General features: G+C 66.7%; 9 protein-coding genes. All 9 read right to left on the bottom strand.

What is annotated here, in order from left to right; translation table 11 throughout:
* Nucleotides 1–2,079, bottom strand: a 2,079-nt coding sequence (locus tag AC3IMC_RS17500; RefSeq protein WP_490919959.1) for an McrB family protein, incomplete at its 3' end; no start/stop codon positions are given.
* Between the two features lie 71 nt (nt 2,080–2,150).
* A complete protein-coding gene (locus AC3IMC_RS17495) occupies nt 2,151–2,405 on the bottom strand; it encodes a PLDc N-terminal domain-containing protein (RefSeq protein WP_490919958.1) in 255 nt (84 codons plus the stop codon).
* Nucleotides 2,406–2,506: 101 nt separating this feature from the next.
* Nucleotides 2,507–2,923: an acyl-CoA thioesterase gene (locus AC3IMC_RS17490; RefSeq protein ID WP_490919965.1), complete on the bottom strand. Its 417-nt coding sequence runs from the start codon at nt 2,921–2,923 to the stop codon at nt 2,507–2,509.
* Between the two features lie 38 nt (nt 2,924–2,961).
* Nucleotides 2,962–5,022 (bottom strand): ABC transporter ATP-binding protein, encoded by a 2,061-nt coding sequence (locus tag AC3IMC_RS17485; RefSeq protein ID WP_490919957.1) that lies wholly within the window; start codon nt 5,020–5,022, stop codon nt 2,962–2,964.
* Nucleotides 5,019–6,749 (bottom strand): ABC transporter ATP-binding protein, encoded by a 1,731-nt coding sequence (locus AC3IMC_RS17480; RefSeq protein ID WP_490919955.1) that lies wholly within the window; start codon nt 6,747–6,749, stop codon nt 5,019–5,021. The genes AC3IMC_RS17485 and AC3IMC_RS17480 overlap by 4 nt, the downstream gene beginning before the upstream one ends.
* Nucleotides 6,750–6,911: 162 nt before the next feature.
* A complete protein-coding gene (locus AC3IMC_RS17475; protein WP_490919954.1) occupies nt 6,912–9,083 on the bottom strand; it encodes an MDR family MFS transporter in 2,172 nt (723 codons plus the stop codon).
* Nucleotides 9,076–9,570, bottom strand: coding sequence for a MarR family winged helix-turn-helix transcriptional regulator (locus AC3IMC_RS17470; protein ID WP_490919953.1), 495 nt, complete (start codon nt 9,568–9,570; stop codon nt 9,076–9,078). Before AC3IMC_RS17470 ends, AC3IMC_RS17475 begins: the two co-directional genes overlap by 8 nt.
* A 149-nt stretch (nt 9,571–9,719) precedes the next feature.
* The gene (locus AC3IMC_RS17465) at nt 9,720–11,408 is read right to left on the bottom strand and encodes a thiamine pyrophosphate-binding protein (protein ID WP_490919952.1); all 1,689 of its coding nucleotides are present in this window, start codon (nt 11,406–11,408) and stop codon (nt 9,720–9,722) included.
* A gap of 4 nt (nt 11,409–11,412) precedes the next feature.
* Nucleotides 11,413–12,477, bottom strand: coding sequence for an agmatinase (gene speB, locus AC3IMC_RS17460; RefSeq protein ID WP_490919951.1), 1,065 nt, complete (start codon nt 12,475–12,477; stop codon nt 11,413–11,415).
* Nucleotides 12,478–12,929 lie beyond the last annotated feature (452 nt).

The raw sequence follows: 12,929 nt of genomic DNA, 5'->3' as shown, positions 1-12,929 counted from the left end.
CTTCATGAAGTAGGACGGCCCGATCATGAGGTCCCGGTCCCACTCGTCGATGGCCCCGTTGAGGGCGTCCAGCAGCAGCGCCGGGGTGGGGTCCAGGCGGCGGGCCTGCAGGAAGCGGTGCAGGGATCCCTTGACGGGTTCGGTCTGCGGGTGCAGCTCAATGAAGGAGAACCGGCGGCGGATGGCGGCGTCCATCATGGCGATGGACCGGTCCGCAGTGTTCATGGTGCCGATGATGTAGAGGTTGTCCGGCAGGGTGAAGGGTTCGTTGGGGCTGTACTGCAGGTAGATCCGGTCGTCCCGGTATTCCAGCAGGAAGTACAGCTCGCCAAAAACCTTGGCCAGGTTCGCCCGGTTCATTTCGTCGATGATGAGGAAGTACGGCTTCTTCTCATTCCCGGGCTTGGCCGCTTCCTCCGCAAGGCGGCGCAGCGGCCCGGCCACGAGCTTGAAGGACACCTGGCCTTCGTCCGTCTTGTCCGGGCGGTAGCCCTCGAAGAAGTCCTCATAGGCGTACGACGGGTGGAACTGGACCAGTTTGACGCGCTCATCCGTGGTGTCGTCGGCGAGTTCGGCCGCGAGGTGCTTGGCCAGGTAGGTCTTGCCGGTGCCGGGCGGCCCGTAGAGGACCAGCTGGCGGTTCTCCTCCAGCAGGTCGGCTATCTCCTGCAGGGGTTCGAGCTCCATGTGCAGGGAGGCGGCGAATTCCTGCGTCAGCGGGCGGAAGCCTTCCTGGGCAGGAAGGACGACGGCGGGGCCTTCCGTCTCGGCGTCAGGCTCGGTTTCCGCCTCGGCTGGCAGCAGCGCCTGCAGCGCCTGCACCACGCGCGTCACGTCCACCACGATGCCGGGGGTTGCGAGCTGGCGCTGGACGTGGCGGGGCAGGCTGGTGGTGGTGTGGCCGTCGTCGAACCAGCGCACCTTGCGCCGAAGCCGGCGGTTGTCATCGTTGTACTCGGGCTCCCCCAGGACGCCGCCAAGCCGCACGCTCCCGGCGTGCTGGTACAGCACCAGGTCCCCCGGCTTCATGACCGTCAGGAAGGCGAAGACCGCCGTCTTGGTGTCCTCGCGCTCCACATAGCCAAGGTGCTTGTAGTCCTCGTCCACGGCATGCTGGACCACGCCGGCCGTCACGCCGGGGTCCAGGTGCCGGAGATGCTCGACGTCGAGGGTCACCTTCTCCTCGCCGTGCCAGGCGGTCAGCAGCTCGGCGTGGTCGCTGTGCGTACGGAGCAGCCAGGCCCGCCGCCCGGGGTCGCCCACCTTGCGCCACTGGCTGACGAGCTGGCGGGAGTACCAGTCGATCCGCTGGCCGGCCTGCTCGTCCAGGTGCAGCCTGATGCGGTGGATGTCGGCGGTGATGTCCTCTTCGCTGTCGCCGTTCGCCCCGCCTACCAGCGACGCGAAGGCGTCCCGGATTTCCTGCCGTTCCACGTCCGCCACCACAGGCTCGAAGTAGCTGGGCCAGGCCAGAAATTCGATGCTGCGGCGAATGGCCGGCTGGTCATCGGGGGTGGATGCGGCGAGGCGGTGGAACTGCAGCGGATCCTTGATGGCCGCCTGCACCACATGGGCCGGCCGCTGGGCCACGTTTTTGACGAACCGGCAAAGCCACTTGAGGTGGTCCCAGATGGTCCAGTTGAACTCGGCGGTCCGGTCCCGGATGACGCCGTGGTCCGTCATGCCCGCGTACAGCTCTTCCGGCAGTTCCAGCGGCGGCTCCAGCCAGCCCGCTGCCTCGGCCACGCGGGCGCGCTTGACCTTGAGGGACTTCACTTCGTGGGCAAGCGGAAGGGATTGCAGGAAGAGCAGTTCCACGGCAAGCTGCTTGGCCCCGCGGGATGCGCCCTCCAGGTTGTCCCGAAGGTTGGTCATCATGGGGGCCTTCGGGTCCGGGGTACCCCTTTCCAGGCGGTCGAGCAGCTCCGCGGCCGCGGGGACCGACCACGTCCTGGTCCGGCCGTCCAAGGGCGACGCCTTTCCCTGGAGACCAGGTCCCAGCACGAACCACGCCGCATCCTCAATCTCTTTGGAGATACCCAAGGCACGGGTCATGGCAACAGTGGCGGTGGGGGTCATGCCCTCAAATTTACAGGGTCAAGCTGGGCGCCCGCCAAAAGCCCCCGGGCGCCCTGCTGCCCGACCGGACGCTAGCTGGCCGAGGCGCGCTTGCGGCCGAAGATGAAGTACCCCATGGGGCCGACGAAATTGACGAAGGACGCCGCCCGCCAGGCAGCTTTCGGGCCGTTGATCAGGGCCGCAGGCCGGCGGGAGATGTCGCGCTGCGCCGCCACCAAAAGCGACATCTGGACGATGCCCACCACAATAGTGCCCACCTTGGACGACGTGGACATCTCCTTCCAGGTCTTCTTCTTCCTGGCGGGGCGGTTCGTGTTCCTGGCCATCTGCGCTTCCTTTCGCTGTTGCTGGTACATCCAGTCCAGTGTGTCCGGTCCGGCTTGCCCAGAGTCTTAATGCCTGCGGATCTTAGTGCCGTAGAGGGGTCCTAATGCCTGTACGGGGCCAGCCGTTCCTTCTGTTCGCTGGTGAGCCGCTGAACCCGGCCCGTGGACTCGTCCACGAAGGCCAGGTGGCTGCTTGCCGTCACACAGTCTTCGCCCGTCACGGGGTCCTGGAGCAGATAGTGGATATCGAAACTGGCACCCTTGACGGCGCCGATCCATACCTGCGCCACCGCCGGAATGTTGCGGTACTCCAGGGTCCTGACGTACCGGATCTTGTGGTCCACCACCAGGGCCATGGTTCCCTCGGGGACGTCGTTGAAGAGCGACACCCGTGGCTCCACTCCCGGCAGCCCTGCTCCCCGTGGCGGACCGAACGCCGCGATGCGTGCCTCCTCCAGCATCCGGACGATCTGCACGTTGTTGATGTGGCCGTAGGCATCCATGTCGCCCCAGCGCATCGGCACCAGGACTTCGATCCGCTTGCCCCCGTGCGCACTCAACTGTGTACCGCCGTCGAACCATCCACCACTGTTTCGCCGGCATCCGCCCCCGCAAACTGTGACATGTACAGGCGGTGGTAGGCGCCGCCTGCGGCGAGCAGCACCTGGTGGCTGCCCTGTTCCACGATCCGTCCGTTTTCCATAACCAGGATCGTATCGGCATCCCGGATGGTGGAGAGCCGGTGGGCAATCACGAAGCTCGTCCGGTCCGTGCGCAGGGCTGCCATGGCCTTCTGCACCAGCAGTTCGGTGCGGGTGTCCACCGAGCTGGTGGCCTCGTCCAGGATCAGGAGCGAGGGGTTGGCCACGAAGGCCCGGGCGATGGTGATCAGCTGCTTCTCACCGGCGCTGACGTTGTTTCCTTCTTCGTCGATGACGGTGTCGTAGCCATCGGGCAGTGCCCGGACGAAGCGGTCCACGAAAGTGGCCTTCGCCGCGGCCATGACCTGTTCCCGCGTGGCGTCCAGGTTGCCGTACTGGATGTTGTCGTAGATGGATCCGCCAAAGAGCCACGCATCCTGCAGCACCATGCCCACCTTGGACCGCAGCTCGGAGCGGCTCAGGTGGGTGATGTCCACGCCGTCCAGCCTGATGGATCCCGAGTTCAGCTCGTAGAAGCGCATGACCAGGTTCACCAGGGTGGTCTTCCCGGCGCCCGTGGGCCCGACGATCGCCACGGTGTTCCCGGGTTCGGCGGTGAAGGAGAGGTTCTCGATCAGGGGCTTGTCCGCTGTGTAGCTGAAGGTGACGTTGGTGAAGTCGACGTGCCCGTCGGTCTTGGCCGGGAGGTGTTCGGTGGCCGTCTCGTGGTCCTGTTCGTCCGCGTCCAGGAACTCGAAAACCCGCTCGGAGGACGCCACCCCGGACTGCAGCATGTTGGCCATACCGGCCATCTGCCCCAGCGGCTGGGTGAACTCGCGGGAGTACTGGATGAACGCCGTGGCGTCGCCCAGGGACATGGCGCCTGATGCCACCCGGAGGCCGCCGACCACCGCAATGCCCACGTAGCTGAGGTAGGACACGAACTGCATGACAGGGAAGATGATGCCCGAGACGAACTGCGCGCCGAAGCTTGCCTTGTAGAGGGCCTCGTTGCGTTCCTCGAACCGGGCCAGCATGTCCGCGTCGCGACCGAAGACGCGGACCAGCTCGTGCCCGGAGAAGGACTCCTCGATCTGGCCGTTCAGGGAGCCGGTGTTCTTCCACTGCGCGGCGAAGAGCTTCTGGCTCCGCACCCCGATGAGCGCTGCGGCCACCCCGGACAGCGGAAGCGCCACCAGGGCGATCAAGGCCAGCTGCCAGGAGACGATGAACATCATGATCACGATGCCCGCCACGGTCAGCACGGAGTTGACCAGCTGCGCGAAGGCCTGCTGGAGCGCCTGCTGGATGTTGTCGACGTCGTTGGTGACCCGCGAGAGGACGTCACCGCGCTGGCGGGTGTCGAAGTAGTTCAGCGGAAGCCGGTTCAGCTTGCTTTCAGTGTCGTCGCGCAGCCGCCTGATGACCTTCATGACGATGCGGTTCAGCACGTACCCCTGCAGCCACATGAAGATGTTGGCCACGAAGTACATGAGCAGGACCACGGCGATGAGCAGGGTGAGCCGGTCGAAATCGATGCCGGCACCCGGGACCAGCTCCATCCGCGACAGCATGTCCGCCAGGTTGTCCTGGCCCTGCTGGCGCAGGCCTGCGACGAACTGCTCCTTGCTGGCGCCGGCAGGCAGCTGCCTGCCCACCACCCCGGCGAAGATGACGTCCATGGCCTGGCCGAGGATCTTCGGCGCGATGACGTTCAGCACGACGGAGATGACCACCAGCCCGACCACCAGGGAGATGCCCGGAGCTTCCGGCTTCAGCAGCCCCATCAGCCGCTTTGCCGACGGCCAGAAATGCTCTGCCTTCTTGGCGGGCATGGCGCCGAACGCGCCGCCGTCGGCTTCCGTGGGCTGGAACTCCTCCTCGGGGAAGTCGTCGTCCGGCACGGCGCCGTCCTGGACCTGGTCAGCCGAAGACGTCGCGGCGGTGGAGACGGGCTCCTTCCTGCGGGGGCTCATGCCACTTCCTCCACACTCAGCTGGGACTCGACGATTTCCTGGTACGTGGGCGAGGTTTCCAGGAGTTCCTCGTGCGTGCCGCGGTCCACGATCCTGCCGTTGTCCAGCACCAGGATCTGGTCGGCGTCGGTGATGGTGGAAACCCGCTGGGCCACGATGATGACGGTGGCATCGGCGGTGCTTCGCTTGAGGGCGGCGCGCAGCCGGGCGTCCGTGGCGACGTCCAGGGCGGAGAAAGAGTCGTCGAAGAGGTAGACCCGGGGTTTGGTGACCAGCGCACGGGCTATGCAGAGGCGCTGCCGCTGGCCGCCGGAGACGTTGGTCCCGCCCTGGGCGATGCGGGAGTCCAGGCCGTTCTTCTCGCGGACGAACGACTCACCCTGGGCGATGTGCAGGGCGTCCCACAGTTCCTGGTCCGTCGCCTCGGTCTTGCCGAAGCGAAGGTTGTGCGCGATGGTGCCGGAGAACAAATAGGGACGCTGCGGCACCAGGGCCACGCGCTTGGTGATCTCCGCCCGGTCCAGCCTGCGGACCGGAACCCCGTCCAGGAGCACTTCACCCTCCGCTGGATCATAGAGCCGCGGCAGCAGGGACACCAGGGAGGTCTTCCCGGCGCCGGTGGATCCGATGATGGCGACGGTCTGGCCGGGCCGGGCGGTGAAGCTGATGTTGCTCAGCACCGGGGATTCGGCCCCGGGATAGGCGAAGGTGACGTTCCGGTACTCCACCACACCGGCGAGCGCGGCCGGAGCCTCCGGATGCCGGGGGTCGTGGATGGAGGGCTCCACGGCGAGCACCTCGCCGATGCGGTCGGCGCAGACGGAGGCGCGCGGAATCATCATGGTCATGAAGGTGCCCATCATGACAGCCATCAGGATCTGGAGGAGGTACTGCAGGAAGGCGGTCAGCGACCCCACCTGCATGGCACCGGCGTCCACCCGCTGACCACCGAACCACAGAACCGCGGCGGTGGACAGGTGCAGGATCATGCTGATGGCCGGGAACATGAGGACAAACAGGGCGCCGATCCTGAGGGAGACATCCGTCAGCTCCCCATTTGCTGCGCCGAAACGTCGGGTTTCGTACGGCTCCCGTACGAAGGCCCGGACCACCCGGATACCGATGATCTGCTCGCGCAGCACGGCGTTGATCCGGTCAATCTTCTTCTGCATGGACCGGAACAGCGGCATCAGCCGGACCACCAGGTAGCCCACCACCACGACCAGCAGCGGCACGGACACCCACACCAGCCAGGACAAATTGATGTCCTCCCGCAACGCCATGATGATGCCGCCCACGCACATGATAGGTGTGGCGACCATGAAGTTGAGCCCCATCAGCAGGAGCATCTGTACCTGCTGGACATCGTTGGTGCCGCGGGTGATCAGCGTGGGGGCGCCGAAGGCGTTGACGTCCCTGGCCGAAAAGCTGGTGACCTTCCCGAACACGGCACGCCGGAGGTCCCGCCCCACTGCCATGGCGGTCCTGGATCCGAAGTAGACGCCCGCGATGGCCGCGGCGAGCTGCGCGAAGGCCACCAGCAGCATCAGCCCACCGGTGTGCCAGATGAAATCGGTGTCGCCGCGGGAGACCCCCTCGTCAATGATTCGGGCGTTCAGGCTGGGAAGGTACAGGGCCGCGATGGTGGACGCGAGCTGGAAAGCGACGACAGCCAGGATGTACGGCAAATACGGTCTGGAGTATCGCCGTATGAGGGTGAGGAGCATGTGCTCAACTCTAGTGATGCCCACCGACAATGAATCCCCCTCAAAACGCCTGTCCCCGGCATGCCGCCTAAACCCTGGAGGCGGAAAAGCAACAGCACCCGCCCCGGATGGCGGGACGGGTGCTGCGGCAGCGCGGTGCGAAGGCCCTCATGGCGGCGGAGCCTACGCTCCCTGGCCGGCGGGGCCGGACGCGCCCGACGCGGGCTGGGCCGTCGCGGGCTGGGCTGCGGCGCTGTGTTTGCCGTGGCCTGCGATGTAAAGGGCGGCGGCCGCCTGGATCTTGCGTTCCTTCAGGAGCTTGCGCTGCAGCCTGCTGAGCTCCGCCGCCGTGGCGGCCTGCTGAGCGGCGACGTCCTGCTGGGACCGCAGCTGTTCCTGGATATCCAGGACCAGGCCTCCCAGTTCCGCCTGCTGGCGGGCCAGCAGCTGCTGGGTGTCCTGCAGCTTCTGCAGCGTGGCGGCGGCGCTGGCAACCGCGTCCGCGGCCTTGTCGATGCTGCCGGCGGACCGGAGGTCCAGCCCCTCGGAATGGAAGCTGCGTGCGAAAGCCTCCTCGAGGTCGTCCGTGGCCACCCGCCCGGACGCCGCGGCTGCAGCGGCAGCACCGCCGTCGTACATCTTTGCCGGCGCGCCGGCCAGGGCGGCGGCACGTGCCGGGGAAACCACCGGCAGCTGCCCGGTCATGGCAGTTATACCGGCCTCACCGGCGGCGTTGGCCTGCAACGTCGCTTCGGGGGTGATGTCCACGGTCTTGCGCAGCGGCACTTCCTTGATGAAGAGCACGGCGAGCAGGGCCACAACGCTGACGGCGGCCGAGATCATGAAGATTCCCGCCGTAGCATCGCCGTAGGCTGCGCGCATGACGTCGGCGATCGGTGCGGGCAGGTCCTTAAGGTCCAGGGTGGCACCGCTGTTACTGCCGGCCTGGATGCCGAGCTTCGCGAGTCCGTCGGTGGCCAGGTCCTTGACATGGTTGGCCATGACGGCGCCCAGCACGGACACGCCGATCGCGCCGCCGACGGACCGGAAGAAGGCAACGGAAGCGCTGGCCGAGCCGATGTCCGTAGCGCGGACGGTGTTCTGGACGGCGAGGACCAGGTTCTGCATCAGCATGCCCAGGCCGATGCCGAAGATGCCGGTGTAAAGGCCGGTCAGCCACAGCTCGGTGGTGTGGTCCATGGTGCCGGCGAGCGCGAGGCCGCCGATCAGCAGGATGGTGCCGCCGATCAGGAAGCGCTTCCACTTGCCATAGCGGCTGATCAGCTGGCCGGAGACGACCGAACCGATGAGGTTTCCGGCGATCATGGGCAGGGTCAGCAGGCCGGCCTCGGTGGGCGTGGCGCCGCGTGCCACCTGGTAGTACTGGCCCAGGAACGTGGAGGAACCGAACATGGCCACGCCGACCGCCACGGAGGCAACGATGGCCAGGGCCGTGGTGCGCTCGGAGATGATCTTCAGCGGGATGATCGGCTGGGACACCTTGGATTCCACCAGCACCAGCAGGGCGAGCAGGAGGACGCCGCCGCCCACCATGACGGCCGACTGCCAGGACCACCAGTCGTAGTAATCGGCCTTGCCGGCGAAGGAGACCCAGATCAGGAGCAGGCTCACACCGCTGGTCAGCAGGATGGCACCGAACCAGTCGATCTTGGCCGGCCGGCGGACGTGCGGCACCTTCAGCGTGACCTGGAGCAGGATCAGGGCGACGACGGCGAGCGGCACGCAGACGAAGAACGTCCAGCGCCAGCCGAGCGAGCTGTCCACGATGAAGCCGCCGAGCAGCGGGCCGCCGGCGGTGCCGACAGCCATGACGGCACCCATGTAGCCGGAGTACTTGCCGCGTTCGCGGGGCGGAATGATGGAGCCGATGATGGCTTGGGCCAGTGCCGTCAAGCCGCCCATGGCAACGCCCTGGATCACGCGGGCAGTGAGCAGGAAGGGGATGTTCTCGGAGAAACCGGCCATGACGGAGCCGGCAACGAAGATCACGATGCTGAGCTGGACCAGGAACTTCTTGTCGAAGAGGTCTGCCAGCTTGCCCCAGATGGGGGTGGTGGCCGCGTTGGCCAGCAGCGCCGCGGTGATGACCCAGGCGAAGTCCGTCTGGGTGCCCTTGAGTTCGGACATGATGGTGGGCAGCGCATTGGCCACGATGGTGCTGCTCAGGATCGCGGTGAAGAAGGCTGCGAGAAGGCCGGTCAGGGCCTCCATGATTTGCCGGTGGTTCATGGGGGCGCCGGGTTCGTGGCGCTTGGACTGCCGCGATTCCTGGTGCGCGGCGCGTTCGTGCCGTCGCTCCTGTTCGCGTTCCGCGGCGGCGGTGACGTTAGCCATTGATGGACTCCTGCGGTTGGTCTTCGGTGGTGGTTCCGGCCGCCCTTGCCCGGATGGAATTCTTCAGGGATGAGGTGAGCTTGCTGAGCATCGCCGCCGTTGCGGCGGCGTCGTCCTCGTTCCAGTCGGAGAGGTACGCCTGTAGCGTCTCCGCCCGGTGGCGCACCAGCTCCGCCAGCTTCGCCTTGCCCCGTGGTGACAGGGCCAGAAGCTGCGCCCTGCCGTCGTCGGGATCCGGCCTGCGGACCACCAGGCCCGCGTCCGCGAGCTCGGCCACGTGCCGGCTGAGCACCGGCGCACTGACCCCCAGCCGCTCGGCCACGTGTGCGGCCCGGGTCTCCCCCTCGCCAATGAACCTGAGCACGCCTTGGAGGGCGATGCCGGTGTCCTGGCCCTTGACGTTGATCATGGTGACGCAGCGCAGCGCGCGCTGGAGGTCATAGATGTGGCTGACGAGGTCGGCTGCGGTGGCCGGTGCGACAGACATGATCCTCCCTAAAGAATTAGTTGCTGAAAGCAACTGTATCAGAAAAAGGTTGCTTAGGGAAACGAATAGTTGCAGCGCAGGGCTTAAACGCCGAACGCCCCCGTACTCCTGCCGGGCAGAAGTACGGGAGCGTTCAGTCAATAGGCCGCTTAGTCGCCCAGATGGGTGGGTTCGAACATCCTCAGGAGCGTTTCCACCACGACGACGTTCGGCCCGTCGGCAGCGAACCCCGCTTTGAGGGCGTCCCCCACATCCCCGGGAGCCGCCCTCGTCGCAGGAATGCCAAAGGATTCGGCGAGCTTGACGAAGTCCGGCCGGGCGAGCTCCGTGGCCGTGGCCTTGCCAAAAGCGCCCACCATGTATTCACGCAGGATGCCGTAGCCGCCGTCGTCGACAATCAGCCACGTGACCGGCACGTTGTGCTGTTTCGCCGTGGCCAGTTCCGCGATGGAATACATCGCCGAGCCGTCACCCGAGACCGCCAGCACCCGTGCTGGTTTGCCCAGGGTTTCCAGGCCAACGGCGCCGCCGATGGCCCCGGGAAAGGCGAAGCCCAGGCCGCCGGCGCCCTGCGCCGAGTGGAACTGCCCCTCGCGCGCATCCCAGCAGGACCAGCCCCAGTATGCGGCGATGGTCATGTCCCAGAATGTCTGCATGCCGGCGGGCACGGCGCTCCGGATGTCCGCCATGAACTTCAGTTCCTTGCCCAGGTCCTGCGACTCGAGCCTGGCCCGGACCTTCGCCAGGGATTCCTTCACCAACTGCTGCGGCGTGGACCCATGCCAGTCCGGGGTCGTGCTCCGGACCGGCAGTGCGTCATCCAGGGCCGCGAGCGCCTGGCCGGCGTCGGCGCGGATGCCCAGGCCGGGCCGGTTGGACTCCAGGACGCGCGGCTCGGCGTCGATCTGGATGATCCTGCCGCGCGGTTCGAAGGTGAAGTAGTTGGAGGTGACCTCGCCCAGGGATGAGCCGATAACCACCAGGACGTCGGCATCCTCCAGGACGTCGGTCATGTACCGGTCCTCGATCCACGACTGCAGTGACAATTCATGGTTCCAGGGGAAAGCGCCGTTGCCGCCCGGGGTGCAAATCACCGGGGCCTGCAGTTTTTCCGCAATCGAGAGCAGGGACTTTTCAGCGCGTCCGCGGCGGGTGCCGCCGCCGGCAATGATCGCCGGACGCTGTGCCGATTCCAGCCACTTCACGGCTTCCCGGACCAGCTCCACCCGCGGGGGATTGTCCGCCGCCTCCGCCAGGGCATCCTCCACCGGCGGAACCATGATGGGGTCCAGCAGGACGTTCTGCGGAATCTCGAGCCACACCGGTCCCTGCGGCGAGGAGATCGCCTCCGTCCAGGCATCCTGGATGGCCGAGGGTATGCCGGACGCATGCTGGATCAGCCGCTGGCTCTTGGTCACGTTCGCTGCCGAAGCCTTCTGGTCATCCAGTTGGTGCAGCATGCCCTTGCGCCGGGCCCCAAGGCCTTCCAGCGGGATCTGGCTCGCCACCACCACCATCGGCACGCCCGTGGCGTAGGCCTCCTGCAGTCCGGCCAGCGACGTCAGCGCGCCGGGTCCGGTGGACAGGAACAGCACGCCGACCTCGCCCGTCGCACGCGAGTAGCCGTCCGCGGCGAAGGCTGAGTTGTTCTCCACCCGGGACGAGACAAAGCGGAGGTTGCCCCGGCCCATCGCATCGAAAAGTCCCAGGGCATGCTGGCCGGGGATGCCAAAGACGGTTTTCGCGCCGAGCGCTTCGAGGGTTTCGACGACGAGGTCCCCGCCGTTGCGGACGCCCGTTTCCGTGGGGGCCGGGGTACCCGGGCCGTGGTCAGCCACGGTACTACTCCTTGCTGGCGGCCGCGAAGCCTGCCGGCTGCCGGACTCCCTGGCCCAGGGCCTGCGCCGCGTACCCCGTGTCCGCTCCGAACCGGCTGCCGGGCGTTGCGTTGTCCGCCATGAGGGTCACCAGTTCGTACGCCACGTGGCTGGCCGCGACCCCGGTGATTTCGGCGTGGTCGTAGGCCGGCGATACTTCCACGACGTCGGCGCCCACCAGGTTCATGCCGCGGAAGCCCCGGATGATCTCGAGGAGTTCGCGGCTGGTGATGCCGCCAGCTTCGGGGGTGCCGGTGCCGGGCGCATGGGCGGGATCCAGCACATCGATGTCCACCGAAATGTACAGCGGGCGGTTCCCGATCCGGTCCCGGACCTTGGCCACGGTTTCCAGGACGCCCTGGTAGTAGACGTCCGCGGAGGTGACGATGCCGAACCCGAAGCGGTGGTCGTCGTCGAGATCCTTCTTGCCGTACAGCGGGCCGCGGGTGCCGATGTGGCTGATCGCCTCCGTATCCAGGATTCCTTCCTCCACTGCCCGCCGGAACGGGGTGCCGTGGGTGTATTCGGCGCCGAAGTAGGTGTCCCAGGTGTCCAGGTGTGCATCGAAGTGGAGCATGGCGATGGGTCCGCCGGCGCGTTCGGCGGCAGCCCGGAGCAGGGGCAGCGCGATCGTGTGGTCCCCGCCCAGGGTCACCAGCTTGCTGCCGGCAGCAGTGAGGTCCAGGGCGTTCTGCTGGATGGTTTCGATGGCTTCGTTGATGTTGAACGGGTTGACGGCCATGTCCCCGGCATCGGCCACCTGGACGTTCTCGAAGGGACTAACGTCCCAGGCAGGGTTGTAGGGGCGCAGCAGCCGGCTGGCCTCGCGGACGTGGTTGGCGCCAAAGCGGGCACCGGGGCGGTAGGAAACACCCGAATCGAAGGGCACACCCACCACCGTGACATCAGCCTTCTCCACCTGGTCCAGTCGCGGCAGGCGGGCGTACGTGGCGGCTCCGGCATAGCGGGGAATCCGGGATGAGTCGATGGGGCCAAGGTTGCCGTTGGCTTCGATGCGCAGCTCTTCCAATGGAGGCCTCTCCTTCGAGGAGTCGGGGACTTGTGACTGCCATCATACACCTCGGTTTTCTAATGAGCACCAGTTGTTTACCTAATGGCCTCAACGGTCGCGCTCCTGCCCGGTTACCCCCCGGGCCGCCCCGACTCAGAACTCCCTCGCCGCGAGTTTCCGGCCTTTCTGCCGTCGCGACGCGGCAGCCCGGAAAAGCAACTGGGAGGGAACGCACCAAGCCGCCCAGTCAGTTGTCCACATAGGGCCCGTGCACCGTTCCTGGCGTTCCCCGCGCGGCCTCCAATGGCGTGATGGACATCCTTGATTACCTGAAACAGGCTGGCGGGGTTGCCCGGTCCGCACAGCTCCTCAACGCCGGGTTCCCCCGCCCGGCTTCACCTCGCCTGCAATCGGCCACGGCAGCGGTTTCGTCCGGCACCGCACCATCCGGTTCCAAGGGCATCCGCTGT

The organism is Arthrobacter sp. E70 (assembly GCF_058266945.1).
Note: the sequence above shows the minus strand (reverse complement) of the source record. Positions and strands in the feature narration are given on the sequence as shown.

Coding starts and splice junctions, on each gene's coding strand:
- AC3IMC_RS17495 (WP_490919958.1), bottom strand. CDS start 2,405: ATGGCCAGGAACACGAACCGCCCCGCCAGGAAGAAGAAGACCTGGAAG.
- AC3IMC_RS17490 (WP_490919965.1), bottom strand. CDS start 2,923: ATGCGCTGGGGCGACATGGATGCCTACGGCCACATCAACAACGTGCAG.
- AC3IMC_RS17485 (WP_490919957.1), bottom strand. CDS start 5,022: ATGAGCCCCCGCAGGAAGGAGCCCGTCTCCACCGCCGCGACGTCTTCG.
- AC3IMC_RS17480 (WP_490919955.1), bottom strand. CDS start 6,749: ATGCTCCTCACCCTCATACGGCGATACTCCAGACCGTATTTGCCGTAC.
- AC3IMC_RS17475 (WP_490919954.1), bottom strand. CDS start 9,083: ATGGCTAACGTCACCGCCGCCGCGGAACGCGAACAGGAGCGACGGCAC.
- AC3IMC_RS17470 (WP_490919953.1), bottom strand. CDS start 9,570: ATGTCTGTCGCACCGGCCACCGCAGCCGACCTCGTCAGCCACATCTAT.